General features: G+C 64.7%; 23 protein-coding genes. 9 read left to right on the top strand and 14 right to left on the bottom strand.

Annotated features, from left to right (window positions below; genetic code table 11):
- Positions 1–3 precede the first annotated feature (3 nt).
- The gene (locus tag ACLI1P_RS03745; protein ID WP_408930224.1) at positions 4–1,080 is read right to left on the bottom strand and encodes a PDZ domain-containing protein; all 1,077 of its coding nucleotides are present in this window, start codon (positions 1,078–1,080) and stop codon (positions 4–6) included.
- A gap of 93 nt (positions 1,081–1,173) precedes the next feature.
- Here ACLI1P_RS03745 and ACLI1P_RS03740 point away from each other — a divergent pair, with 93 nt between their 5' ends.
- Entirely contained in the window at positions 1,174–2,604 is a 1,431-nt protein-coding gene (locus tag ACLI1P_RS03740; protein WP_408930223.1) for a zinc-dependent metalloprotease, read from the top strand.
- 18 nt (positions 2,605–2,622) lie between these two features.
- Here ACLI1P_RS03740 and ACLI1P_RS03735 read toward each other — a convergent pair whose 3' ends face one another.
- Positions 2,623–3,120 carry a M48 family metallopeptidase gene (locus tag ACLI1P_RS03735; RefSeq protein WP_408930222.1) on the bottom strand — a complete coding sequence of 166 codons (498 nt, stop codon included), beginning with the start codon at positions 3,118–3,120 and terminating at the stop codon, positions 2,623–2,625.
- Between the two features lie 84 nt (positions 3,121–3,204).
- Here ACLI1P_RS03735 and ACLI1P_RS03730 point away from each other — a divergent pair, with 84 nt between their 5' ends.
- Positions 3,205–4,035: a TOMM precursor leader peptide-binding protein gene (locus ACLI1P_RS03730; RefSeq protein WP_296133277.1), complete on the top strand. Its 831-nt coding sequence runs from the start codon at positions 3,205–3,207 to the stop codon at positions 4,033–4,035.
- A 19-nt stretch (positions 4,036–4,054) separates the two neighbouring features.
- Here ACLI1P_RS03730 and ACLI1P_RS03725 read toward each other — a convergent pair whose 3' ends face one another.
- The 8 genes from ACLI1P_RS03725 to ACLI1P_RS03690 are packed head-to-tail and all read right to left on the bottom strand — an operon-like array spanning position 4,055 to position 16,400.
- Positions 4,055–6,109: an ATP-dependent DNA helicase UvrD2 gene (locus tag ACLI1P_RS03725; protein WP_296133279.1), complete on the bottom strand. Its 2,055-nt coding sequence runs from the start codon at positions 6,107–6,109 to the stop codon at positions 4,055–4,057.
- On the bottom strand, positions 6,078–6,812 hold the full coding sequence (locus tag ACLI1P_RS03720) for an NAD(+) diphosphatase (RefSeq protein ID WP_296133281.1): 735 nt from the start codon (positions 6,810–6,812) through the stop codon (positions 6,078–6,080). The genes ACLI1P_RS03725 and ACLI1P_RS03720 overlap by 32 nt, the downstream gene beginning before the upstream one ends.
- Before the next feature lie 11 nt (positions 6,813–6,823).
- Positions 6,824–7,933, bottom strand: coding sequence for a potassium channel family protein (locus tag ACLI1P_RS03715; protein WP_296133282.1), 1,110 nt, complete (start codon positions 7,931–7,933; stop codon positions 6,824–6,826).
- 42 nt (positions 7,934–7,975) lie between these two features.
- Positions 7,976–11,176, bottom strand: coding sequence for an ATP-dependent helicase (locus ACLI1P_RS03710; RefSeq protein WP_411709446.1), 3,201 nt, complete (start codon positions 11,174–11,176; stop codon positions 7,976–7,978).
- On the bottom strand, positions 11,169–14,345 hold the full coding sequence (locus ACLI1P_RS03705) for a PD-(D/E)XK nuclease family protein (protein WP_411709691.1): 3,177 nt from the start codon (positions 14,343–14,345) through the stop codon (positions 11,169–11,171). The genes ACLI1P_RS03710 and ACLI1P_RS03705 overlap by 8 nt, the downstream gene beginning before the upstream one ends.
- 42 nt (positions 14,346–14,387) lie before the next feature.
- Positions 14,388–15,161, bottom strand: a complete 774-nt coding sequence (locus tag ACLI1P_RS03700) for a hypothetical protein (RefSeq protein ID WP_306506991.1) — start codon at positions 15,159–15,161, stop codon at positions 14,388–14,390.
- Between the two features lie 12 nt (positions 15,162–15,173).
- Positions 15,174–16,145, bottom strand: a complete 972-nt coding sequence (locus ACLI1P_RS03695) for a DUF3152 domain-containing protein (protein WP_296133287.1) — start codon at positions 16,143–16,145, stop codon at positions 15,174–15,176.
- Positions 16,146–16,178: 33 nt separating this feature from the next.
- Positions 16,179–16,400 (bottom strand): DUF3107 domain-containing protein, encoded by a 222-nt coding sequence (locus ACLI1P_RS03690; RefSeq protein WP_296133288.1) that lies wholly within the window; start codon positions 16,398–16,400, stop codon positions 16,179–16,181.
- A 130-nt stretch (positions 16,401–16,530) separates the two neighbouring features.
- Here ACLI1P_RS03690 and ACLI1P_RS03685 point away from each other — a divergent pair, with 130 nt between their 5' ends.
- Complete coding sequence (locus ACLI1P_RS03685) at positions 16,531–17,946, top strand: DEAD/DEAH box helicase (RefSeq protein WP_411709445.1); 1,416 nt, start codon at positions 16,531–16,533, stop codon at positions 17,944–17,946.
- The gene (locus ACLI1P_RS03680; protein WP_408930219.1) at positions 17,943–19,250 is read left to right on the top strand and encodes a hypothetical protein; all 1,308 of its coding nucleotides are present in this window, start codon (positions 17,943–17,945) and stop codon (positions 19,248–19,250) included. The genes ACLI1P_RS03685 and ACLI1P_RS03680 overlap by 4 nt, the downstream gene beginning before the upstream one ends.
- On the opposite strand, the gene ACLI1P_RS03675 is transcribed toward ACLI1P_RS03680, so the two are convergent.
- Positions 19,247–19,714: a hypothetical protein gene (locus ACLI1P_RS03675; RefSeq protein WP_411709444.1), complete on the bottom strand. Its 468-nt coding sequence runs from the start codon at positions 19,712–19,714 to the stop codon at positions 19,247–19,249. The genes ACLI1P_RS03680 and ACLI1P_RS03675 overlap by 4 nt on opposite strands.
- 539 nt (positions 19,715–20,253) lie before the next feature.
- Between ACLI1P_RS03675 and ACLI1P_RS03670 the strand changes: the two genes are divergently transcribed.
- On the top strand, positions 20,254–20,511 hold the full coding sequence (locus ACLI1P_RS03670) for a WhiB family transcriptional regulator (protein WP_296133292.1): 258 nt from the start codon (positions 20,254–20,256) through the stop codon (positions 20,509–20,511).
- Between the two features lie 80 nt (positions 20,512–20,591).
- Entirely contained in the window at positions 20,592–20,666 is a 75-nt protein-coding gene (locus tag ACLI1P_RS03665) for a 50S ribosomal protein bL37 (RefSeq protein WP_100227335.1), read from the top strand.
- A gap of 142 nt (positions 20,667–20,808) precedes the next feature.
- On the opposite strand, the gene rsrA is transcribed toward ACLI1P_RS03665, so the two are convergent.
- Together rsrA and ACLI1P_RS03655 are read right to left on the bottom strand one after the other, a co-directional pair.
- Complete coding sequence (rsrA, locus tag ACLI1P_RS03660) at positions 20,809–21,081, bottom strand: mycothiol system anti-sigma-R factor (RefSeq protein WP_411709443.1); 273 nt, start codon at positions 21,079–21,081, stop codon at positions 20,809–20,811.
- Positions 21,081–21,716, bottom strand: a complete 636-nt coding sequence (locus tag ACLI1P_RS03655; protein ID WP_411709442.1) for a sigma-70 family RNA polymerase sigma factor — start codon at positions 21,714–21,716, stop codon at positions 21,081–21,083. The genes rsrA and ACLI1P_RS03655 overlap by 1 nt, the downstream gene beginning before the upstream one ends.
- 37 nt (positions 21,717–21,753) lie before the next feature.
- Between ACLI1P_RS03655 and ybaK the strand changes: the two genes are divergently transcribed.
- The gene (gene ybaK, locus ACLI1P_RS03650) at positions 21,754–22,257 is read left to right on the top strand and encodes a Cys-tRNA(Pro) deacylase (RefSeq protein WP_411709441.1); all 504 of its coding nucleotides are present in this window, start codon (positions 21,754–21,756) and stop codon (positions 22,255–22,257) included.
- 30 nt (positions 22,258–22,287) lie between these two features.
- On the opposite strand, the gene ACLI1P_RS03645 is transcribed toward ybaK, so the two are convergent.
- A complete protein-coding gene (locus ACLI1P_RS03645) occupies positions 22,288–22,965 on the bottom strand; it encodes an SOS response-associated peptidase (protein WP_411709440.1) in 678 nt (225 codons plus the stop codon).
- Here ACLI1P_RS03645 and aroA point away from each other — a divergent pair.
- Positions 22,964–24,283 carry a 3-phosphoshikimate 1-carboxyvinyltransferase gene (aroA, locus tag ACLI1P_RS03640; protein ID WP_411709439.1) on the top strand — a complete coding sequence of 440 codons (1,320 nt, stop codon included), beginning with the start codon at positions 22,964–22,966 and terminating at the stop codon, positions 24,281–24,283. The two genes, ACLI1P_RS03645 and aroA, sit on opposite strands and share 2 nt — an antisense overlap.
- Positions 24,276–25,295, top strand: coding sequence for a ribosome small subunit-dependent GTPase A (gene rsgA / locus ACLI1P_RS03635; protein WP_411709438.1), 1,020 nt, complete (start codon positions 24,276–24,278; stop codon positions 25,293–25,295). Before aroA ends, rsgA begins: the two co-directional genes overlap by 8 nt.
- The last annotated feature ends 12 nt before the right edge of the window (positions 25,296–25,307 follow it).

The raw sequence follows: 25,307 nt of genomic DNA, 5'->3' as shown, positions 1-25,307 counted from the left end.
GGCCTAGCTGCCGCAGGTGTCCACCTCACCGCCGTGGGCGAAGGCGTCCATGGCCGAGATGGCGTCGTCAAGCGTATGCACCTTCGCCACCACCATGTCTCCGGTATCCCGGCTGGTGGCCTCCGCGCAGTTCTCCTCTGGGGAGAGGAAGAGCTCCGCACCGGCATCGCGCGAGGCACGAACCTTGTGGACGATGCCGCCAATGGGGCCAACCACGCCATCTTCACCAATGGTGCCGGTGCCGGCCACGAACTTTCCGCCCGTGAGATCCTCCTCGTTGAGCTTGTCAATCACCGCCAGAGTGAACATCATGCCCGCCGAAGGTCCACCGATATCCTGCAGGTTGTACTCCACCGAGATATCCCCCGCGGGCACCGACGTCATCAGCACTCCCAGCAGCGGCATGTTTTCGTCTTCCGAATGGCTGCCCAGCGTCACGCGGGCAGTGGATTCCTTATCCGCGCGGCGAATGCCGAGCTCAACCTCGTCGCCCGGCGCCAAGTCACGTATCTTGTCCTGCACCTGGCCCGGCTCGGAAACCTTTTCCCCGTTGACCGCGGTGATGGTGTCGCCGTCCTCCAGCGCGTCCGCTGCCGGGGAATCCTCCAGTACCTGCGCCACCTCCACCTGCACCGGCTTGTGCAGGTAGTCCATGGCCGCCACCGTCGCAGCGGACTCAGACTGGGTAAAGGCCTGCTGGTTGGCCTCATTGACCTCCTGATCCGTCTTGCCCTGCGGAATAACGGTGTCAATGGGCACCAGCGTGTCATCCGTGAACATCCACCGGCCCAGGGCCTGCGCCATCGTCATGTTCGTGCGCACGGACACCGTGGTCATGTTGAGATGCCCGGCGGGCTGAAAGGTCTCAGGGGCGTCCACCTTGACCACGTCCGCGTCCTCCACCTGGCCCAAGGTATTCACCGTCGGCCCCGGCCCCTCTGCTGCATAGGGCACGGTCAGCGCGATATCTGTGCCGGGGATGTGGTCAATGCTCAGCAGCGCGCCAGTCAGCACCACCGGGATCGCTCCCCAAGTCAGGGTGCGGAGGCGGCGGGCGTGGGGGTTCTGCGGTGAATTCACGGAGAAACAGCCTACAACGTTTTCTGCGCTGTTCGCTCTCAGCGTTGCCGGGACCCTAGAATCAGTGGCACCAATACCGGTACATTGGGGCGCATGAGCAACGGTTTCGGTTTTTCCTTCCCCAACAACGATGATGACGACGACAAGGATCGTCGCGACCAGAACCCGTTCGGCGCCTTCGGCTTCAGCGCGAATGGCGCTGGCGGTGGCCTGGGCGACCTTTTAAACCAATTTGGCCAGATGCTCTCCGGCATGGGCTCCTCCATGAATTCGCCGGAGGGCAGCGGTCCGGTGAACTACGACCTGGCCAAGCGCATCGCGCACCAGCAGATCTCCGAGGACAAGGAGGTCAACGACAAGGACCGTGACGCCGTGCAGGAGGCAGTACGGCTAGCGGAGCTGTGGCTGGATGACGCCACCTCGCTGCCCACTGCTTCGGGCACCGTGACCGCGTGGAACTCGGGCCAGTGGCTGGATGCCACGCTGCCAATGTGGCAGCGCATGGTCACCCCCGTGGCCGAGCACATGAACAATGCGCAGCTGGACTCCCTGCCAGAGGAAGCCCGCGAGATGATGGGCCCGCTGTCTTCCATGATGAATTCCATGTCCGGAATGAACTTCGGTATGAAGCTGGGCCACGCTTTGGGTGACTTAGCGGCGCAGGCACTGACCGGTTCTGACTTCGGCTTGCCGGTCTCCCCCGCCGGCACCACCGCCCTTCTGCCGCACAATATTCAGGCCATCGCCCGCAACCTCAACGTCCCCGCCCAAGAGGTGCTGGTCTACATCGGTGCCCGAGAGGCCGCCCGCCAGCGCCTGTTCAAGCACGTTCCGTGGCTGGTGGAGCGCCTCGTGTCCTCCGTTGAGGAATACGCCATGGGCTTGGTCATTGATACCTCCCACATCGAGGAAGCTACCCGCGAACTCAACTTGGAATCTGGCGACCCACAGGCAATCCAGGACGCGATGGGCAAGCTGCAGGGCATGGACCTGTCTCCGCGGATCACCTCCCGCAACGCAGGTGCTGCCTCCCGCCTCGAGACGCTGCTGGCGCTCGTCGAAGGTTGGGTGGAGCACGTGGTCACCGAGGCATTGGGGGAGCGCATCCCGTCGACGAAGACGATGACGGAGGCGTGGTCGCACCGCCGCTCCACCGGCGGCTCCGCGGAGAAGGCCTTCTCTCAGGTCGTGGGCATTGAGCTCAACGCCCCGAAGGTCGAGGCCGCCGCCGAGCTGTGGCGCCGCGCCACCGTGGCGGTCGGTGCCGATAAGCGCGACTCGGCGTGGGACCACCCGGACCTGCTGCCGACGGCGGAGCACATTGACAATCCCGCCTCCTTTATCGACGGACTGCTCGATGATTCCACCGATGAGGGCTTTGAAGAGGAGTTCTCCAAGCTGGAGGAGATGCTCAAGCAGGAGTCCGATGGCACTGCGTCGCAGGACCAGGACCAAGGCCAAGACTCAGACGATAAGCAGTCCGGCGGCAACGACGACGGCGAAGAAAACCCGGACAAGGAGTAGCCGCCGGAGTAGCTGGCCTCAGCGGAAGCGCTGGTAGGCCTCCAGGTAGCCCTTGGCGCGCTCCGCCTTCGGCGCGCGGTCGGCCCACTCCCAGAACTCCGGACCATGCCCGGGCACGAAGGTGTGGGTCAGCTCGTGGATAATGACCGCGTCGAGGACGTACTCAGGCACATCCTGTAGCCGGTCCGAAATCCGAATATCTCCCGTTGAGGTAGTGCAACTACCCCAACGGGATTTTTGGTTTCCTACCCAGCGAATGGACCCCAGCTTCGCGCGGCCCTCGAGGTAGCGCATATTGAGGTCGCGAGCGCGGGCGGCCAGGGAGGTGTCGGAAAGCGGCGCCGATGAGTGCTTCTTCTCCACTTTCGCCACGATGTCCGCGACGGCTTTCTCCTCCTCCACCGCCGACATCCACGCCGGGATGCGCACCTCCAGCACCCCGTCCACCAGACGGGCCTGGACGGTGCGCTTGCGCTTAGCGGAGCGGATCACGCGGACTTCGGGCTTGCTCGACATGACAGGGAATTCTACCTGTGGTGCAATGAGAGACATACCGCGGTTGGGAACCAGCCCGGCGCGGAATAAGGGGGAAGGACTGTCATGGGGGCAGAAACCTATAGGTTGGCGCCGGATATCACGGCGCTGGAACGCGAACCGGGAGTCGTCCAATGCGGCATGGATGCCACGCGGGTGGGCGTGCTGCAGGCGCAGCCGTGGCTTGCAGAGCTACTCAACCGGCTGCGCACGCCGCTGACCCGGCAGACCATTGAGCGCTCGCTGGTCAACGGTGGCCTCAGCCAGGCTGCCGCCCGGAGTCTGGTGGACGATCTCATTGGATACCACATCCTGTGGCCCACGCCGCGCACGCAGCGCGTTGCCGTACTGGGCAGCTCGCAACTAGCAACGGAGCTGCGGGACGCGCTCATGGCAGACGGCTTTCAGCCCCGCGCTCCCCTGCGTGCAGATAAACCCGCCGACTACATCGCCGCCGTGGCCGGGCACCTGCCCATCGTGGCCGTGGACATGCTCGCCGGTGCTGTCGACTGGGCCGACGCCCTCCAGGCCGGACCGGCCACATGGCTACCGGTCTCCATGATGGACGCACGCGGCATCATCGGCCCCGTCCGCGTCGCGGGCTCAGGGCCCTGCCCACTGTGTGCGCACCTGCACCGCATTGACGCCGATGAGCACTGGCACGAGGTGGCCCGCCGCGCCGAGAAGGCTGACGCACCCGGGGATCCGGTCGTGCGCGCCGCGGTGGTCCTCCACTCCGTCGTAGCAGTGCGCCGGCTGCTGGGCAGGCCCTCCCCGCCGGGCGCGCCGCGCGGCAAGCCGCTTGCCGGGGAGCTCAAGGAGGTCGACCTTTACGGTGTAGAGCAGCACCGCCTGGTCTCCCAGCACCCGCGCTGCCCGCACTGCGCGGGCGGTTAGTGAGGATGCTGCGTCAGTCCTAGCCCCGCGCGGCGGCAATAATCTGCAGCACCTCCGCGCCATAGCGCTCCAGCTTGGCCGGGCCGACCCCGGAGACGCCGAGCAGCTCCGCCTCGGTTTCCGGGAGCTCCTCCGAGATGGCCTGCAGCGTGGCATCCGAAAAGACAACGTACGCCGGCACCTTCGAGTCCTTGGCCACTGACGCGCGCCACGCACGCAAGGCAGAAAAGACTTCCTCGTCACCCTCGTACTCACACCATTCGTGGCGGCCCAGCACCTTCTCCGCCGGACTGGTGAGCTCGCCGGAGCACACGCGGCAGCGCCGCGGGCGGTAGCGGCGGTTGGAATGCGCGGTGTCCTCGATGCCAGGCACCAGACCGTCGAGGAAGCGGGTGCGCTCGCGCGAGGCGCGCGAGCCCGTGGTCTTAGCCAAAGCCCACGACAGGGCCAGGTGTTCGCGCGCGCGGGTAATTCCCACGTAGAACAGGCGGCGCTCCTCCTCCACCTGCTCATCGCCGGCCTTGATGGCGTGGTTGATGGGCAGCAGCTTTTCCGTCAGCCCCACCAGGAACACCGCGTCCCACTCCAGGCCTTTAGCGGCGTGAATCGTTGCCAGCGTCACGCCCTCCATGGTGGGATTGTGCTTATTCTCCGAGCGGCGGTGCAGCTCCCCCAGCACTCCGTTGAGGTCAATATCCTCGTGGTCGTTCACGATCTGCTGGATGAGGTCCACCAATGCGTTGAGGGATTGCCACCGCTCACGCGCCTGCGCGCCCTGCGGCTCCGTGGCGCTCAAGCCCAGCTCCACGAACGCCGCGCGCGCAATCGCCACCGGGTCATCGGGCAGATCATCCCGTCGGGTGGCGGCGATAAGCACGCGAATGGCCTCCAGAATCTCCGGGCGGCGGAAGAATCCCTCGCCACCGCGGACCTGGTACACCACTCCGGCGTCCGCTAACGCCTGCTCAAACTGCTCAGACTGGGCGTTGATGCGGTACAGGATGGCAATTTCTGAGGCCTTCACGCCCTGGTTGAGCAGGGTAAGCACCTGGCCCGCGACTTCCTTGGCCTCCACTTCCTCTGACTCATAGGCCTTGAAGGTGGGATCGGGGCCGGGCTCGCGCATGCCCTGCAGTTCCAGGCGGGTGCCCGCGGCACGCCCGCTGGCCTTGGCGATGACCTCATTGGCCAGGGTGGTCACCTGCGGCGTGGAGCGGTAGTCCCGCTGGAGCTTGACGACGGTCGCCTGCGGGTACGTGCGCGAAAAGTCCAACAGGTACTCCGGGGAGGCGCCGTTGAAGGAATAGATGGTCTGGTTGGCGTCCCCGACCACGGTGAGGTCATCGCGCTCTCCCAGCCACGCCTCCAGCACCCGCTGCTGTAGCGGCGTGACGTCCTGGTACTCATCGACCACGAAGGTGCGGTACTGCTCACGGAATATTTCCGCCACGGCCGGCACGTTTTCGATGGCCCCAGCGATGTGCATGAGGAGATCGTCGAAGTCGAGGTACATCAGGTCCGGGGTGGACTTCATCTGCTCATAGCGGCGGAACACCTCCGCCACGGCCGCCGGATCTCCCGGGGCTTCGCGGTCGGTGTTCTCGATGATCCCGGGATAGCCATCCGGGCTCACCAGGGAGGACTTGGCCCACTCGATCTCCCCCAGGAAGTCACGGATGGTGTCCTTCGAGTTATCCAGTCCCAGGGAGCGCACCGCGCGGCCGACGAGGCTGAACTTGTTATCGATGAGCTGCCACGGCAGATCACCCGCCACCTGCGGCCAGAAATACTTCAACTGCCGGCGCGCCGCGGCGTGGAAGGTTTGGGCTTGCACTCCCCCGACGCCCATCTGGTGCAGGCGCTCGCGCATCTCACTGGCGGCGCGGGTGGTAAACGTGACGGCGAGGACGCGCTGCGGGTTCACGAACCCCTGGTCCACCATGTGGGCAATGCGGTAGGTGACCGTACGGGTCTTGCCGGTTCCGGCACCGGCCAGGATGCAGACCGGGCCGCGCGGCGCCGTGGCGGCGGCGCGCTGGTCCTCATCGAGCAGGGACAGATCCGGTCTTTTCACCGTGGAACCACTCCATAATCATCGTGTGTGCAATTGAGCCCTTCCGGGCAATGGTCAAACTCGGCAGCTCTGCGCGGGACACCCACCGCACCTCCGCGAGCTCACCGTCAGTATCGCACACGGGGCGGACATCCCCCGTGGCCGCGGAAAACCCCACCATGAGCGAACCACTCGGCGGCCACGGCTGCGAGCCCCAATAGGTCACCTGCTCCACCCGCCGGCCGGTCTCCTCCAGAGCTTCGCGCTGGAAAGCCTCCTCGAGGCCCTCCCCCGGTTCGACGTACCCGGCGATAAGGGAGAAGAACCCGGACCGCGCACGATTGCGCGCGAGCAGAATTCGGTCTGATTCCGGGTGGTGGATGATGCCGATCACGGCGGGGTCAATGCGCGGGAAGACAAAAGCATCCGCATCGCGCCCCACCGCTCCCGGCTCGGGAAAAGATAGTTCCCGGCCAGTTCGCGGGTGGAAGCGCATTTCCCGGCGGTTGCGCATGAGGTGCAGGACTTTGAGGATTTCGCCGTGCCCGGCAAAGAAGGTGGCATCCTCCAAGCGTCCCAGATCAGCAGCGAGCTCCTCCTCTAGAAAGAAGGCGCGAAGCTGACCAACTTCCACGAGGGCCTCTCCGGCGGGGTGATCCACCAGCACTGGGTGACCGTCCTCAGTAACGGGTATGCGGCCAGAGGCGGTGACAGGCAGATACATGCGGCGAGCTGCTACTTCTCGTCGTCAGACTCGTCGGTGTCCTCGACCGCTTGCTGCATCTCGTGCTTGATGTAGAGCAGGCGGTCACCCGGCTTCAGCGCATAGGCATCCGCGGTATCCACGCGGTGCAGTTCGTTGTTGCGGAGGACGGCGAGGACGATATCTGCCAGGTGGCGCGGGTTGGAGCCGACCTCAAATTCGCGCACGGGGCGCTCCGAAACGGAGAAGCCCTCGTTCGGGGACAGCAGGTCCTCCATCATCTCCACCACGGTCGGGGTCACGGTGGCCAAGCCCAAGAGGCGGCCGGCCGTCTCGGCGGAGGTGACCACGGAATCAGCGCCGGACTGCAGCAGTAGGTGGCGGTTCTCGGACTCGCGCACAGAGGCCACGATCTTGGCCTTCGGGTTGAGCTCGCGCACCGAAAGCGTACACAGCACCGCGGTATCGTCCGTGGACGGGGTCACGACGACCGAAGACGCGTGCTCCACACCGGCAATACGCAGCACGTCCTGCTTGGTTCCGGAGCCGTAGATGGTCACCAGACCGTGGTGCTCAGCATTGGCCAGGGAGGCACGGTTGGTATCGATGACCACGATCTGGGAGGCCGGGACGTCGTCGGCGATCAGCGCGGAGACCGCGCCGGCGCCCTTGGTGCCGTAGCCGATGACGACGGTGTGGTTACGCAATTGCTTTCTCCAATTCTGGATCTCAAACGTGCGGCGGGCCCGATCAGTAAGCACCGACAGGGTCGCGCCGACCAATAACACAAGGAAGAGCAGGCGGGCTGGGGTAACGATGATGAGGTTAATGAACCGCGCCGGCGGGGTTACCGGCACGATATCGCCGTATCCCACCGTAGTCAGTGACACTGCGGCGTAGTATGCGGCGTCGAGCAAGGAGAGGCCCTCGCTATAGCCGTCCCCATCGAGGTAGACCACCACTGTGACGAAGATGAGTAGGCCCATGGCCCAGAAAACGCGTCGAGCAAGCTGTTTCCACGGGCTGGTGCTCTCCGTGCGGGGCAACGTGATCACGTCGATCAGCGCGTGATCTGGCTGCGACGTCAGTTCCACCTGCGGTAAGAACCGCGACTTAAAGCGCTTTCCTATGTGCTTGGCCACGAAGTGCCATCCTCCCTTGACCGGAGCGGATATACCGAGAAACTACCTTAGACTCAACCCGGGTGGGGTCGAAACTGCAGAGTTTAGAAGGTTGGCCAACTCTTCGCCACTGGGCAAGCTCTTCGGCTCCAGGAGGTAGCCCTCGCTGACGTAGTAGAAGGCCGCGCGAACTGAATCTACCTTGTGGATTCGCCGCCATGCCTCCGCGTACACGGCAAGCTGAATCTCCGCCGCGGTGAGTGCCTCTCCCTTGGGCTGACGTCCGGTCTTCCAGTCCACCACGAACCAGGTGCCGTCCGCCTCTTGGAATACGGCGTCCATGCGGCCGCGCACAACGGAGTCACCGATGGTGATTTCAAAGGGCGCCTCCACATAGGACGGCGTGCGCTGCGCCCACTCCGAGGACAGGAAGGACTCCTTGAGGGCCTCAAGGTCCTGATTCGGTTCGTCGTGGGAGCCCGGAAGCTCGTCCTCCCCGAGCAGCGCTGGGGAACCAAAACGGTCTTCCAGCCAGGCGTGGAAGGCGGTGCCGCGCTTGGCGTAGGAGTTCGGTTTGAAGGGAACGGGGCGACGCTGGCGGCGGGCAAACTGTATGGGATCGGCCGCCATCGCCACCATGTCGGACGCCGTCAGCTCACCGGGCAGCTCCACATCGACCACGGGGGCCTTCAGCGCCTCGTTCTCCTCAATCAGCGCGGTAGCTTCCCGCTCCCAAATTTCGAAAGTCTCGCCATCGCGCAGTGGCGGCAGTTCTTCCATAGCCGCTCGTACCGCGTCTGCTGCGCTGATTGCCTCCGGCCGCGGGGACAGCGCTGGGAAGTGCGCCGTCTCTTCTGCGCCTTCGGCCTTCTCCTCCGGAGCCTCCGGCACATCCCAGTGCACGACCAAGTCAGGGTGCTTGTCCTTGAGCAGTGTCAGGTAGTGGTACGGCCCCTTCTTCCTTTTGTTCGTGCCCGAGCCCGTCACCGTCAGCGAGGACTCAGTGCGCGTGATGGCTACGTAGAACAAACGCGCTGCCTCTTCGGCTTGGAACTCGCGGTCCTGCGCAAGGAAGGCCTTGCATGCCTTTTCAAAGGCCGACCGGTCCTTCGCGTCATCGGGCACGTCGATGTAGTCCTCATCTCCGGGGACCTTTTGGATCTTGGTCAGGAAGGTTTCCGCCTGCGCCTTGTAGCTCGAGGAATCCGCGTGGGCAACGCACACGTGCTCCCACTCCAGTCCCTTGGCCTTGTGCACCGTCATGATCTGGACGCGGTTGCGCACTGCAGGTACCTCACCGGGAGTAAGACCGTTTTCTTCCTCGCGCGCCAACTTGAGGTAGTCCAAGAAGGCGGCCAAACCGTCACCGTGGAACCCAGCGACAATATCCGCGAAGGCGTCAAGGTGCGTCGTCCCGCCTGGGGTTCCCGCGGCGAGTACCTCGGTGCGCAGACCGAATACGGTCTCGATGTCAGCGAAAATGTCATTTAAGGACTTGCCCAGGGAGTACGTGCGCAGGTGACGCAGTTTCGCCGACACGGCTTCCATGCGCTCCAGCCCTTCCGGGGTATAGCGCTCGCGCTCGCCCAAGTCCGCCAACGCATCGGCCAATCCCAAGACCTGGTCTGGTCCTTCTGCCACGATGGCTTCGACCTGTTCCGTTAAGTGCGCCAACGGGTCACCGCCCTCCCACCTGGTGCGTCCCTCGGTGGCGCCAGCCAGGTTGCGCTGGCGTGAGTGAAGAGCCTGAATATCTGCGATGCCCAGCCCGCACATGGGACCGGTGAGCACGCGCAGCGCAGCGGCGGCGTCCTGCGGCCGGACCAACAGCGTTGCCACTGCTACGAGATCCTGGATCTCTGGTTTCCACAACAGGCCACCCAGGCCGAAAATTTCGTTGGGCACGCCGGCCTCATCCAGGGCAGCGGCGATCAACGGCGATTGCTTATTGGTGCGTACCAGCACCGCGGCACTAAAGTCCTCACCTTCCGGAGTAGCGTCATACAGCTTACGCAGGTGCTGGGCAATAAAGTCTCGTTCTTCGTCTTCTGTGGCGAAGTAGCCCAACTGCACATCACCAGCCGGCGCGGTGGGCTTCGGTGCCAGCTCATCGACGGGCCGCTTACCCGGCGCAGCAGAAAACAGCTCGGCGGCCACGTCATTGGCTAGCGTCAACACCGTGGAGGGATTGCGCCACGACGTCGTGAGCTGATCCTTGGGAGCATTCTCCCCGTCGTTTTGCGGGAAGTCCTCAACGAAGGCGGCGAGGTTTTCCGACGTGGCGCCACGCCATCCGTAGATGGACTGCATGGGATCACCCACGGCCGTCACGGATAGGCCTTCGCGCTCGCCACCAAACAGGGAACGCAGCAGGATGCGCTGTGCATGAGAGGTGTCCTGGTATTCGTCGAGCATGATGACGCGGTAGCGCGCGCTTTGCTCCTCCCCCAACACGGGGAAACTCTGCGCCAAGGTAGCGGCAATGGACATCTGCTCACCAAACGTGATGACCCCGCGCTCCGCCTGTTCCTTCTTGAGGGCATCCACCAGCGGCAGGTACTGCAAGCGCAGGCGCTGTGTATCGAGATACTTTTGCAGATCTCTGCTGAACTCGCCTTTGGTTCGCGACGACTTCTCCAGGTCTTCTGCCGTGGCGCGGAAGGCGTGCTCGTGCTCGCGCAGCAGCGTGGTGTCAATGAGCTCTCCGTCGAGGGCATCCGACAACGCGATGACGGTTTGAGTCACCGACGCCACTTCGTTGTCGGCGCTCAGCGCACCGGTGAAGTTGCTTACTACTTCATGCGCGATGGAGTAGCGCTCGGCGGCGGTGATCATGCGGGCATCCGGCTCTACCGGCATCAGCAGGCCGTATTCCCGGACCAGATCACCTGCGTAGGAATCATAAGTGGATACCTTGGGGGCGATGTTCTCTAGGGCGTCCGCAGCCGCAGTGCCCGGCGCGACCAGCCCGGAGGAACGCAGCGTAAGCAACTGGCGGCGGATTCGCTGCTCCAGCTGCTGTGCCGCCTTGCGCGTAAAGGTCAGTCCAAGCACCTGCTCCGGGCGCACCAAACCGTTGGCCACGAGGGACACCACGCGGGAGGCCATCGTCTCAGTCTTGCCAGCGCCCGCACCCGCCACGACGAGCTTGGGGCCCAAGGGGCCGTCGATGACCGCTGCTTGCTCCGGCGTAGGTGGGAAGGGTTTGCCCAACGCGTGCGCCAGGGCGTCCGGACTGAAGTGGTGAGCTGAATTCTTAGGCATTGGTCACCAGACCTCCTTCATTCATGATGGGGCAGATAGAACGGATGGGGCACCTCTCACAATCCTTGTTTTCGCGAGCCGTCAGGCCGGGACCTCGCAGCTCGGCGACCAGCTCCGGTAGCTTGCGGGCAAACTCCTCAAGTTCCTCGGGAGGGACGGGATCTTGGTCCCGCGTGGCCACGGACTGATTGGTCGAGCGCGGGTAGACCAGCTTGCCGCCGGCGCGGGAGAGACCAGCACCCGTGCGGATTTCGGATACCCATTCCTCGCCGTGCTCCTGCCCCGCATCCGCGTCGGCATCAGGGCCCTCGCCGGGGCTTCGCTGACCGGGGACGATAGCGCCGTGTTCTAGCGCCAGCTGATAGGTCAGCAGCTGCTGGTTTTCCTTAACGGTCTGCTTCGACGGCACCGTCTTACCCGTCTTCAGGTCCACCACCATGTAATCCTCGCCGGACTTAACAAGGCGATCGATGTAGCCGTGGATGGTCACGTCCGGCGCGACGTCTACCGTCACGGGAACCTCCACGCCGACGGGGGTGAGCCGTACCGTGGAGCTCACGGACCACTCCGCAGTCCTATCAATAAGACGCGCAAAGTCCTCCAGCTCGCGCTCCCGCTTCCACGCCGGAACATCGAGGATGGTCTCAAAAGCATCGACCACGAGCTTCTTTGCGGGGCCGGTCTCAACGCCGCGCCCCAGGGCCTCTAAGAACGCGTGCGCTAGGTTGCCGCGGACGAGGTTGAGGGTGGAGGAATCGTCCTCAACGAGCCGGCCCAGTACCGCATTAAGCGGGCACTTCATCAGCGCCTCGACGCGCGAGGGGGACACGGTGCTGGATCCGCGCAGGGCCGGCTGCGACGCAATGGAGCGTGCCGCCCACCACTCGTCCGGATGCGCCCCGGGAACACCGCCATGGGCAAGGCGGGCCAGCTGCCGCACCGCCTGGGAGCGCTCAAGCTCGCTCGATTCCGGGTCGGCAGCACAGCGGCGTAGCTGGGCCACGAAGGCGGACACGGACAGTACGGAGACCTGCAGAGGGTCAAGCTCTTCGTCGGCAGAGCCGCCGCCGCGCAGCGTCACTGGACCGGGCTCCGGAACGTCAAGCCCCAGCTCGCGCGGCAGGCTTTGACGCGCCAGCCGCCGGGCGGCGTCCCGGCGTGCACGCTGTCCGGGGACATCTACCCCCTCGACGGACAAGAACTCGGTGATAAAGCGCGACGGCTCTTCGACCTCATCGCCCTCCGGGGCGTCCACCGCGACGATGAGGAGGCGGTGACGGTGCCGGGTGGTAGCTACGTGGAAGAGACGGCGTTCTTCTGCCAAGCGGCCCGCGACGTGGCTGACCGGGGTCCCCGGCGAGATGTTACGGTCTAGAAGATTGATGAGCCCTTCCTGGTCAAAGAGCGAACCGGTCTCCCCCACCGAGGGCCAGGTTCCCTCCTGCACTCCGGCCACGATGACCGTGTCCCATTCGCGGCCGACAGCGCCGTGTGCGGTGAGGATCTCTACCGCGTCCGGCAGCGCGGAGCGGCGGTCACGCACGCCCGTGGGAAGCTCTTGTTCGGTGATGTGCAGGATGAAGGAATCCAGCGATGCGCCCGGGCGGCGCTCGGCATAGTCACCGGCGGCATCGAAGAGCGCCATCATGGCGTCCAAGTCGCGGTCCGCCTGCGAGCCGGCCGCACCGCCGCGCAGGGCCGCGGCCTGCAGGCGACCATCAAGACCAGTGGCATTCCATACCGCCCACAGGACTTCCTCCACCTCCGCCTCGGCCCGCAGCGCCTCACGCCCGGCGGACAGCACACCGCGGATACGGGTGAGGATGGCCTCCTCGCGCTCAGTGAGAAGGTTGTTGAAATCCGGCAGTTCGCCGTCGAGCAATTCCCGCAGCGTGTCCATGCCGCGCTGCTCCGGGCGCCAGCGGCGCAGACCGCGGATGAGGCGGCGCAGAGTTACCGGGTCGGCACCGCCGACAGGGCCGGTGATGAGGTCTTCCAACTCGGCCGGTGTGAGCTCGGCCTCCAGCGCGCGCAGGGCCAGCATCACGGACTTCACCAGTCGTTGCTCAGCCAGCACCACATCCGTGGGGCTAATGTGCACCGGCACGCCCGCTGCCAAGAGCGCGCGGCGAATCGGACCGATATCCTTGGTGGAGCGCACAATCACGGAGATATCGCGCCAGTCCACGCCCTCCTCTAGGTGACGGCGGCGTACTGCATCTGCGACGACATCGCGCATAACCCCGCGCGAGTCCACCACACTCACGCAGGCCGGCGCCGGGGTCCGGCGGGGCGCAGTCAGCCGCAACTCAGTATCTGCCTTCCAAGACGTGAGAAACTCGGCATTGGCGCCGCGGAACGCAAAGACTGCCTGATCGGGGTCTCCACCAATAACAGTTAGTTCCGCGCTCTTGGAAAGCTCGGCGATGAGCTTTCCGGCGGTCGGGTCCAAAAGCTGTGCGTCATCAACCACGATGGTGTGCCAGGGATGGTTCTGAAGGAGCTCCGGGCGCAGCAGCACCTGGCTCACCAACTCCGCAGCCGAGTAGGAATGCGAACCAGCCAAGGCCTGTGTGCGCTCGTATTCACGCAAAAATTCGCCCGCTGAGCTCCACATCGGGCGTTGGTGCTTCGCCCCCAGTTCTTCCAAGTCAGCCGGCCCCAGGCCGCGCTCGATCGAGCGCAGCAGCAAGTCACGCAACTGCCGGGCAAAGCCTACATAATCAAGCGCAGGGCGAATCTCCTCCGGCCACGCGCCACGCCCATCGCTTGCCTGACCCGAGAGGAGTTCCCGGATCACCGCATCCTGCTCGGCACCGGTAATAAGCCGCACGTCCTCCTCACTCCCCCGGCGCAACAGAGCGAAGGCCAGGGAGTGTACGGAGCGCACCATGGAGGCTTGCGCCGCGTAGTCATCGAGATGCTCAGCTAGCTCACGGCGCAGCATCGACCCCGACTCCTTGGAGGGAGCGACCACGAGGATGCCGGAGGCGTCCATGCCGGCGCGAAGGCGCCCCACAACGACGTCAATAAGCAGGCTCGATACGCCCGCACCCGCTGTTCCCAGCACTCGCCAGGTGCCGGTGGTGGGAAGGAGAATGTCCCAGTCGCGCGTGGAAGCGCGGCGGGTGCGGGGAACTAGGCGGACATCCGGCGAAGGCGGAAGCATGGCGCCGGTGTGGGTGGCTGACTGGCTGGAGTATTTCACGCCCTACAGTCTGTCAGATGCCACGGACACGAGCGTCTCTTCCACCCTTTCAATGCTCGAACGCACTGTCGATTTGGACTGTGGGTGCAGCGTATTGACGTAGCGCCGGTACGCCACCGCGCGCAACAAAAGTTGGCGAATGCCGGGCACGGCAGCAAAACGGTCGCAAATGTCGTCATCCACCACGCCGGCGATCAGGCCATCCACCATGACTAATGCCGCCGACCATCCGCGCGGCCGGGGGCTGGCCGAGGGCACAATATCTGTGAGCGCGGGCGGATTCACCCCTGAAAAGATGGTGGTCCCCAGAAGGTCCATGTGCGCCGTGACCAACTCAACGCCCTCCAATTCGGCATCGGAATAGGCCTCACCTGTTTCCTCCCACGCGGCGCGCTCAGCGCGCGCGAAAACGTCCTCGCGGTGCCCCACGGTGGGCAGTGGTGAGGCCACCATGGCGTCGTCTAGCCGCAGCGCCAGCTGAGCTGTCTCGTCAACGCGCCCGCGCAGGTGGCCGGGGACGAACTGCGTCGCCTTCCAACCGGAGAAGGTATAGCGGCCGTCCGTGGTGAGCACGGGACGGGCAATGCGCGCGCCAGGCAGCTCCAGCTTCTCCCGCACTTTAGCGGACCAACCGGACCACTCGCGAGCCTCGGCATACACCACATCCCCTAAGTGGATCCCATTGTCCCAGGCGGTTCCTAGCACCTCGCCGGCAGCGCGGCGCGGGCTTGCCTCAGCATGAAAAGCAGCCAGAACTGGTTCGGGTGGCAGCGGCATGAGCACATCCTCCTAGTCAGGGTTGTGGGGGTCGCGGTTCGCCGGATTCGGGTACGGCCACGGGTTGGGCTCGCACGTAACGTCCTCGTCCGGATAGATCTCCTCCGGCTCCTTCTTCGCCAGCACGCCGTTGTTCAAGCTCAACGTCTGCTGCATCATAACCGGAGCCAGCTTGCCATTTCCGCCGCACGCTTGGTGCGCGGCATAGCCAATCGCGTGGCCAAACTCGTGGTTAATAAGGTACTGGCGGTAGTTACCCAGGTCCCCTTCGAAAGGCACCGCGCCGCGCACCCAGCGGGATTCGTTGAGGTTAACAACGGATTCGCCCGTGATCGCAGTGTGGCACGAAGTTTCCATCTCGAGCTGTGCGCCGCACATCTCCGCGGTGGTGGCAAGGGAGGACAGGCGGAAGCGGGTATCTGGGTTGTCGTCCGGCTTGACGTGGATGAACTCGAAGTCGCCAGCGGCGGTCCAGCCGCGGGGGTCCGACAGGGTGGCGTCGATCAGCGCTGCTACCGCCACGTCTCCGCCGTACGCCGACGTGTCCACGCCGTTTTCAATCTCTACAGAGAACCGGACGGTTTCCTTGCCGCCCTTGCCCACGTGCATGGTGGACGGGCCGGCGTTACGGTAGGTTTGATCGCCCTGTTCCGTAAACGCGCCGCCGGCGGGCAGCCCCTCCTTAGCGGCCTCCACTGCGCTGGCATTGGCGGGATCGGGACCCTTGCGCGCGGACGCGGTAGCACCTGCGCTGCTGTGCGACGCCTCCCCCGCGTCCCCAGCGTCAGCCGCGGTGTTCTCGGCAGGGCTGCGCACGACATCAACCAGCATCCAGACGGTGATGACCACCATCACGGGGATGGCGACAACCCGCCACCAGCCGTATTCGTTAGCAAACCGCACCACCGCCGAAGGGCGCTGGTGCTTAGACCGGGAAGACTGCTGAGGGCGGTGCTGAAAATCCGCAGGGTTGTCCATGGCCATTTAGGCTACCGCGCCGGCTTACTCGGATGGTTGTTAACCCGCGAAACCGACGGTGTGGGCGCGTGCGGTGCCGATTTCGACGTACACCACGCGCTCGGTGCGCACGATGTACTTGCGGCCCTTAGAATCCTCCAGCTCGAGCGTGGAGTTATCCGCCAGGGCACCGTTGATGGTCTGCGCCAGCTCCTCCTGGGTTCCTTCAGCGTGAATAACCAGCTCGCGAGCGGTATCAGCAAAACCAATCTTGATATCCATGTGCATATGCTCCTTATACTCAGTACTTCTTCTCATGCCGGAGCCCCGGTCAACCCGGAGACCACCGTCGTCGTCCGGCGCCCCAGCGCTCTAATGGCCCCACTATAGCCACGTCCTCTACTATCGAGGTGTGCATGCCCCGAATTCCTCAAACGCTTCCCGCGATCAGCGCAATGAACCATCCGCATCCCCGACGTTTGCGTCCCTCGGCGTAGCCGCTGAAATTTGTGACGCACTCGCTGACCAGGGGATCACGCGCACCTTCGCCATCCAGGAGCTCACTCTTCCCATCGCTCTCAATGGCCAAGACCTCATTGGTCAGGCCCGCACCGGCATGGGCAAGACGCTGGGCTTCGGCGTTCCTTTGCTGGACCGCGTCTTTGACGATGCCGACATTCCGGAACTCGATGGCACTCCCCGCGCGCTGGTCATCGCCCCGACCCGCGAGTTAGCTATCCAGGTCAGCGGGGACCTTGCGGCGGCGGCCGCGAACCTCCCGCTGCGCGTCGTCACGCTGTGCGGTGGGCGCCGCTTTGAGAAGCAGCTGACGGAGATTGACAAGGGAGCCGACGTGGTCGTGGGCACGCCGGGCCGCCTCCTTGACCTGTGCCAGCGCAAGCACCTGTCCTTCGACAACGTCAGCGTCCTCGTCTTGGACGAGGCGGACGAGATGCTGGACCTGGGTTTCTTGCCGGACATCGAAAAGATTCTCCAGCTCTTGCACGGCAATCCGCACCAGACCATGCTCTTTTCCGCCACCATGCCGGGGCCCATTATGACGCTGGCGCGCACCTTCCTGAACAAGCCGGTCCACATCCGCGCGGAGTCCGGCGAGGAGGAGCAGACGCACGCCTCCACCCGCAAGGTCACGTTCCAGGCCCACCGCATGGACAAGGTAGCGGTGCTCTCCCGCATCCTGCAGGCGCAGGACCGCGGCCGCACTATCATCTTTGCGCGGACTAAACGCGCGTCGGCAACCGTGGCCGAAGACCTGGCGCAGCGCGGCTTCCGCGTGGGCGCGGTACACGGGGACATGGATCAGTCCGCGCGCGAGCGCTCACTGGCTGCTTTCCGCGACGGCACGGTGGACATCCTCGTGGCCACGGATGTCGCCGCCCGCGGCATCGACGTGGACGATGTCACCCACGTCATCAACTATCAGGTGCCGGATGATCCGATGACCTTCGTGCACCGCATCGGCCGGACCGGCCGCGCCGGACACAGCGGCACCGCGGTAACGTTGGTGGGATACGATGAGCTGCCCAAGTGGCAGGTGATCAATGATGAACTGAACCTCGGCGAGCCCACTCCGCCGCAGTGGTTTAGCACCTCCCCGGAGCTGGCGGAAGCACTCGACATTCCGGAGGGTGTTACCGAATCCGTCGGCCCGGCCACCAAGGTGCTGGGCGCGCCGGCTAAGCGCGGGGCTCACTCGCAGCGCTCCGAGCGCGCGGAGCGCTCGCCGCGCCACGCCACGAATTCCGCCCGCGCTGGGCGCCGCACGCGGGCGACTAGCCGCCGTACCCGACAAGGAGGACGCCGATGAGCGCTGAGAATCTGGACCAGGAATCCCCCATGAAGGATTCGGCACGGCCCAAGCCCTCGGCCCCGATCCTGCGCTCAACTAAGGCCGACTGGGTAGCCGTGGGCGCTATCTCCGCAGTCAGCGCCATTGCCCTCGCCGGCGCGTTTGTGACCGCACCGATCCGGCAAGCAGAGCTTAGCCCCGCCGCGGACACGGTTGCTGACACAGAGGCCGACGCCTCCGCGGAGCCCCTGGATTCCATCCCCGCGCACCTCACCGAGTCGTTTTCGCTACCCAACACCCCAGTTCCGGGACAGTCCCGCGTGGTGAGCGCACAGGGAGTGCTTGTCACCCACGACGGCGATACCTTGACCGCCACTTCCCCGACTGGGGAGACGGCGTGGACTTATCGCCGCGGCGATGCCGACCTCTGCTCTCTGGGAACTGCCTGGAACAAGATTGTGGCCACGTACCGAACGGGCAACGGCTGCGGAGACGTCGTGGCGCTCGACGCCGCGAGCGGCCAGTACGACAGCACTCGGAGTGCCCGCAGCGCTCAAGAGGTCGTGCCGATTTCCTCCAACAGCAACGTCGGCACGGTATCCACGGAGCGCATTGAACTCTGGCGCGATGACATGGTGCGCACTGTCGAGTACGGCGAGGTCGACGCCAAGCAGGAGCCCGGCCAGCAGCCGCACGAGGACTGCACGATCACCTCCGCGCTGACGCGCACCGAAAACCTGGCCGTCACGGAATCCTGCCCCGATTCCCCGGACTCCACGTGGCTGCGCATCCAGAAGACCACCCCAGAGGATTCTCGCGCGCCAGAAATCACGCGCGATATTGAGATCAATGACCCGGGCGCGCGCCTAGTCGCCGTCGGCCAAGAGGCCGCAGCAGTATTCCTGCCCAGCGATTCTCCCCGTATCGTGTCCTATAACTTCGACGGCGAGACCATCGCGTCCACCGAAGTGGAGCCCTCTAAGGCGCTTACCGACGCCTCCGCCCCCTTCGCACCGGCGATTGCTGATTTGCCCCACAACATGACGTGGTTCGACGGGGAGCGCCTCTACTTGTTTACCCCGACGGAGCTGCGCGTTGACCACATTGTGGACGGCGCGTTGGGTACCGGCGTGGCGGTCGACGACCGGCTCCTCGTTCCCACTGCGGAAGGCATCGCCGTGGTGAACTGGTCCAGCGGCGAGGTGGAGCGAACGATCGACGTCGACCGCGAAGGCTACTCGGGCCCGGTCTCCCTGACCCTTGCCGGCACTGCCATCGTCGAGCAGCGCGGCAGCACCGCCGTGGCGCTGACAGCTTCCTAGAAGTTCTGCTCCGCCCACTGGGCGGTCGCAGGTACTGCCATCATCAGGTAGAGGACGACGGCCGCGCTAGCCAGCGTGACAATGCCCAAGGCGATGGCGCCGCCATTAAACATTTGAAAAGCCATGGCAGCGAGGATGAACTCCACCAGCACAATGGCGCCGCGTCCCCAGCGCTTTCCCTTCACAAAGGCCCACGAGCCGATGATGACGAACCCGAAGACAATAAAGAGGAAGATCGCCGTGCCCAGGCCCACGAAGGGCGAGGCACCCGAGTCGGAGACCATCGACGCGTTATCGGCCCCGGACATCTCCCGAACGATGAGGAAGATGCCGAAGATGATCACCGCGATGGACTGTACGGCGGCAATTCCGGCGGCCAGGAGTACTGGGCGCGGTGCCTGTTCCTTGCGTTCCTTGCGCAGTGGGATGGAGTTCTTGGGGGATGGTGTCTTCTTCTTGCTCACGAGCTCTCAGTCTACTGTGTATATTTCCTCGATTTAATACGAGTTAACCCGCGCGTTGATGCCAACCCAGCTATCCGAAGGGGCCATTTCGGGGGCAGGGGGCGGCCGGAGGATTTGACGCGATCTGCGTCACCACACTCACACTTCTACCGTTAAACCGCCTGTTAGAGCGGTTTCTGACAGGCTTCTTACAGCAAGACTTCGCGTCAGTGCCGCGCCCCGAGAGCATATTTTTTAGTGAGCTTCACCACTTTTTGGGCTTTACCTCTAGCGGACTGTGAGTAAACATGTCATTATTCTCAGGTAGCAAAAACAACGGGCTGTTTAATCAGTTCGAAACTCGGAGCAACATCCGGGTAAACAACAGGTGAATCACGGCGGCGTCGACGCTGGCCCTAACTCGAGACAGGGCCCCACTGACCGCAGACCAATTCACTTCCACCCTTTAAAACTCAGGGCAGCACACGTCCGTGCGTCTACGTCCGTGGACTGTCCTGGTGCACACCCTGCTGTCTAAATTTTGTTAGGAGATTTCAATCATGGATTGGCGCCACGAAGCTGTTTGCCGCGACGAAGACCCGGAGCTGTTCTTCCCGGTCGGTAACTCCGGCCCCGCACTCACCCAGATCGCTAAGGCCAAGCTGGTCTGCAACCGTTGCCCGGTTGCCTCTTCCTGCCTCAAGTGGGCCCTCGAGTCCGGCTTGGACGCCGGCGTGTGGGGCGGTCTCTCCGAGGAGGAGCGCCGCGCCCTCAAGCGCCGCAACCGCAGCCGCGGCCGTGCCCGCGTGTCCGCATAAGCAGACCCCGATTTCCGCTCCGGCATACCCTGCCGCTACAGTTGAATAAGTTCATTTACCCTTAAAAGAAGGAGTACGCGATGAGCAAGCGTGGCCGTAAGCGCAAGGATCGCCGTAAGAAGTCCGCTAACCGCGGCAAGCGTCCTAACGCATAACGTCAGCAACTAAAGGCTCGCTCCCCACCGTTTCCCAACGGCAGGGAGCGAGCCTTTTGCTATGCGCGGCAAGCCACAGCGCCGAGCCGCCCTACAGGAGAATGCCGAGCCGCCCTACAGGAGAATGCGCCCAGAATGGGGACTAGCCCCAGGTAATCTCCGTGCTCGTGATCTGCACGGAGATGCGCTGGCGCAGCGACTGGGGAGCGCGTTGCCCGCCGCAGCACTTGCGCACCAGCGCCCGCACCACTTCTTCGCTGTCGAGCCGCTCCTGGCAGGAATCACATTGGGCGATGTGCTCTCGAATGGCCAGGGCCCGCGCGTAGCTCGTCGAATCATCGAGCAACTCTCGGAAGAGTGCTTCGACCTCCGGAGAGTTGCACGCACCGCAGTTGCGTCCGGTTGCGCGTTCCATTACTTCTCCTCCATTTCTGGGTGCATGTCAGGGTGGTTGCGGCCAATGCCCTGTTCTCGTGCCACGTCCTTCAACGCCGTCCGCAGCAATTTTCTTCCACGGTGTAGCCGGCTCATCACCGTACCCAGCGGAGTGTCCATTACTTCCGCGATTTCCTTGTAGGCCAAGCCCACCACGTCCGCGTAGTAGACCACCATGCGGTAGTCCTCCGGAAGGTCATTCATGGCATCAGAAATCTGCGAGTCCGGCATCTGCTTCAGGGCCTCGACCTCGGCGGATTCCAGACCGGTCGAGTCATGCCCAGCCGTGGTGTAGAGCTGGAAGTCACTCAACTCGTCTGCGGAGGATTCCGTCGGCCGGCGCTTGGCCTTGCGGTAGGAGTTGATGTAGGTGTTCGTCATGATGCGGTAGAGCCACGCCTTGAGGTTCGTGCCCTGTTTAAAGGAGCCGAAGTTGTTGTAGGCCTTGAGGTAGGTTTCCTGGATCAGGTCCTCGGCGTCCTGGGGGTTGCGGGTCAGCCGCATCGCGCCGCCATAGAGCTGGTCCAGCAGGGGCAGGGCTTGTTCCTCAAATAGCCGCTGCTGCTCGCGGTGCTGGGTCGGCGCCTGGCGCGCACTCGTTGTTTCTGTGGCCATGTCTACCATGGTAGCGCCCCGGACTAGGCTGGAAGATATGTCTAAGAAGACCCCGCATGCCGCCACCCCCGCCCTGAAAATCCTCGAGGAGGCCGGGGTGGAACACAGCGTCACCACCTTTGAGGGCGGCAGTGATCACTTTGGAGACACCGCCGTCGCGGCCCTCGACGTCGAACCGGAGCGCATCTTTAAGACCCTCGTTGTTGACCTCACCGCGGGCAAGGCCCCAAAGCCGCAGCTCGCGGTGTGTGTGCTGCCAGTGAGCTTCCAGCTCAGCCTCAAGAAGGCCGCCGCCGCATTCGGCGCCTCCAAGGCCACGATGGCCAAGCCGGAGGATGCCTCCAAGTCCTCCGGCTACATCCCCGGCGGCATCTCCCCGCTGGGCCACAAGAATGTCCTGCCCACAGTGGTGGATGAAACCGCGCTGATGTGGGACACCATCTTCTTCTCTGGCGGAAAGCGCGGGCTGGACATCGAGATGAACGCCGAGGACTTGGCGCAAGTCCTCGAGGTGTCCTTCCAGGACGTCCTCGCGGACTAGCGCCCAAGAAGTAGGGCTTAGCCAAAAGGGCTAGAAGAGGGTTGCCGAGGAGGCGTCGATAAGCTCCGCGTAGTCGTTGCGGACGTTGCCCACCGCCGGGTCTGCCGGCTGCGCGGCAAAGCCCCGCACCGAGCTCGGCTCCAACAGCTCCTCCCCCGCCAGCCACGGACCAATCTCCTCAGACGTCAGGAACTTGGGCAGCCGGTGGTGCAGCCACTCCATCTCGTCTGTAGCTGCCGTGGTCACCATCGTGGCGGACAGGCGGTCCATGCCCGTGGCCCACAGTCCAGCTGCCCACAGCATCCCCTCCGGCCCCGTGACGTAGTACGGCTGCTTCTTCGGCTTGCCCTTCCCGCTACCCGCGGAGTCCTCGTCCGCCTTCCATTCGTAATAGCCATCCAGCGGGATAACACAGCGCTGGGCCTTGAAGGCATCCCGGAAGGACGGCTTAGAGGCCACCGTTTCCGCGCGCGCGTTGAACAGCGGAGGCCCATCCAGGTCTTTCTTCCAGTGCGGGATGAGACCCCACCGCGCCGGCTCCACGCGCGCCACGGACTCCTCCACCCGAACGATGGCGATCTGCTGGGTAGGCGCGATATTGTAGCGCGCCGGTGGCAGGCCTTCGGGCGCGTGCACCTCCGTGATGGACTCCCACTGACCAACCTCATCCAGAAGAGACTCGGTGAACAAAACAAATCTTCCGCACATGCCCTTTATTATGGACTACATGTCTGCTTTCTGGAGTGCCCCGCAACCCTCCGGCCCCCTGTCCTGGACACAGGAGGTGCCGGGGTCGAAGTCCATGACCAACCGCGCCCTCATCCTCGCGGCGTTGGCGGACTCCCCCTCCACCATCTACAACCCGCTGGTCTCCCGCGATACGGAGCTGATGAAGGACGCCTTGCGGGCCATGGGCGTGGGCATTGTCGAATCCGGGGCTGAGTCCGGGCCGCACCTGCGCGTGGACCCGGCTGGCGGGCTGCACGGCGCGGAGGTTGACTGCGGCCTGGCCGGCACCGTGATGCGGTTTCTGCCGCCGGTGGCAGCACTGGCGGATGGGCCGGTGCTTATCGACGGCGACGCGTACGCCCGTAAGCGCCCGATGTCCACCATGACCGCCGCGTTGCGGGACTTAGGCGTTGACGTCGAGGGCGATAGCCTGCCGCTGAGGATTACGCCGCACGGCGTGCCGGAGGGCGCCGAGGTGACTATCGACGCTTCCGCGTCCTCCCAGTTCGTCTCCGGCCTGCTCTTGGCCGGCGCCCGCTTCCGCCACGGCATCAGCGTGCACCACGAAGGCGGCGCAGTGCCCTCCCAGCCGCACATCACCATGACCATCCGCATGCTGCAGGAGGCCGGCGTCCACGTCGACGCAGGCGCGGACACCTGGGTGGTACGCCCGGGCGCCATCGCGGGCCGCGAATGGGCCATCGAGCCGGATCTGTCCAACGCCACCCCGTTCCTGGCGGCAGCCGCCGTGGCGGGAGGCAGCGTGAGTATCCCAGAGTGGCCGGAGGAGACCACGCAACCGGGGGATGCCTTCCGCGGAATCCTGGAGCAGATGGGGGCGCGGGTGGAGCTAGTCCCCAGCACCCCACAGCAGAAGCAGCAGCTGAAGGTCACCGGCCCCGCGCAGGGCGCGACGGGCTTGCGCGGCGTAGATCTCAACATGGCCGATATTGGGGAGCTCACCCCCACCGTCGCAGCACTGTGCGCACTGGCCTCAACGCCGTCGACCCTGACCGGCATCGCGCACCTGCGCGGCCACGAGACGGACCGACTGGCAGCCCTGGCTGCCGAAATCAACGGGCTGGGCGGCAACGTCACCGAGCTTGACGACGGTCTCCGGATCACCCCCGCTCCGCTCCATGGCGGAAAGTGGCATGCCTACGCGGACCACCGCATGGCCACCGCCGGCGCCATCATTGGCCTGGCGGTCGAGGGGGTTGAGGTCGACGACATCGAGTGCACGTCGAAGACCCTGCCCGGTTTCGCCACGATGTGGGAGGAGATGCTCCGTGGCTAGGCGCGCTAGCAGCTACGACGAGTCCGACGTCCGTATCCGCCCCGGCAAGGGTTCCCGGCCGCGCACGAAGGACCGCCCGAAGCATAAGGACGCAAAGTTCGGCATGGTCATCACCAAGGACCGCGGGCGCTGGGGCGTGGCGCTGGACGGCGGGCCGGTAGTGACCGCCATGCGCGCCCGCGAGATGGGCCGCACCGCAGTGGAGGTGGGCGACCGCGTCGGCGTGGTCGGTGATACCTCCGGCAAGAAGGACACCCTGGCCCGCATTGTGAAGTTGGAAGAGCGCACCTCGGTACTGCGCCGCACCGCCGACGACACCGACGCCTACGAGCGCATCGTGGTGGCCAACGCGGACCGCCTGCTGATCGTCACCGCGGTGGCCGATCCCCCGCCGCGCTCCGGCTTTGTGGAGCGCGCCCTCATCGCCGCGTTTGCCGGCAACATCCGCCCCGTGCTGTGCCTGACCAAGACGGATCTCACCGATCCTGCGCCCTTTGCGGCGGAGTTCGCGGACCTGGATGTCGAGGTGGTCGAGGCCGGCGTCGACGACGAGCTGGCGCAGGTACGCGCGGCTATCGACGGCCACGTGACAGCACTGATTGGCCACTCCGGCGTGGGCAAGTCCACCCTGGTCAACCGCCTAGTCCCCGATGCGCACCGCGAAACCGGTGAAGTATCTGCTGTGGGCAAGGGCCGCCACACCTCGACGCAGTCAGTAGCACTCCGCCTGCCGGAGTCAGAATCCACCCCGCACGGCGGCTGGATCATCGATACCCCCGGTATCCGTTCCTTTGGCCTGGCGCATATCGACGCCGAAAACGTCATTGAGGTGTTCGAAGACCTCGCAGCCGCCATCGAAGACTGCCCCCGCGGCTGCACCCACGCCGGTCCCCCGGCCGACCCGGAATGCGGGCTGGACCTGAATATCGAAGAAGGCACCGCGTCAGCGCGGCGCCGCGATGCGGTGCGCGGGCTTCTCGCTGCCCTGCGCACCAACGTGGACTGGGAGTAAGAACTCCACCCC

The sequence above is a fragment of the Corynebacterium tardum genome (assembly GCF_046717785.1).
GTDB lineage: Bacteria > Actinomycetota > Actinomycetes > Mycobacteriales > Mycobacteriaceae > Corynebacterium.
This window is presented reverse-complemented; position numbering and strand designations above follow the sequence as displayed.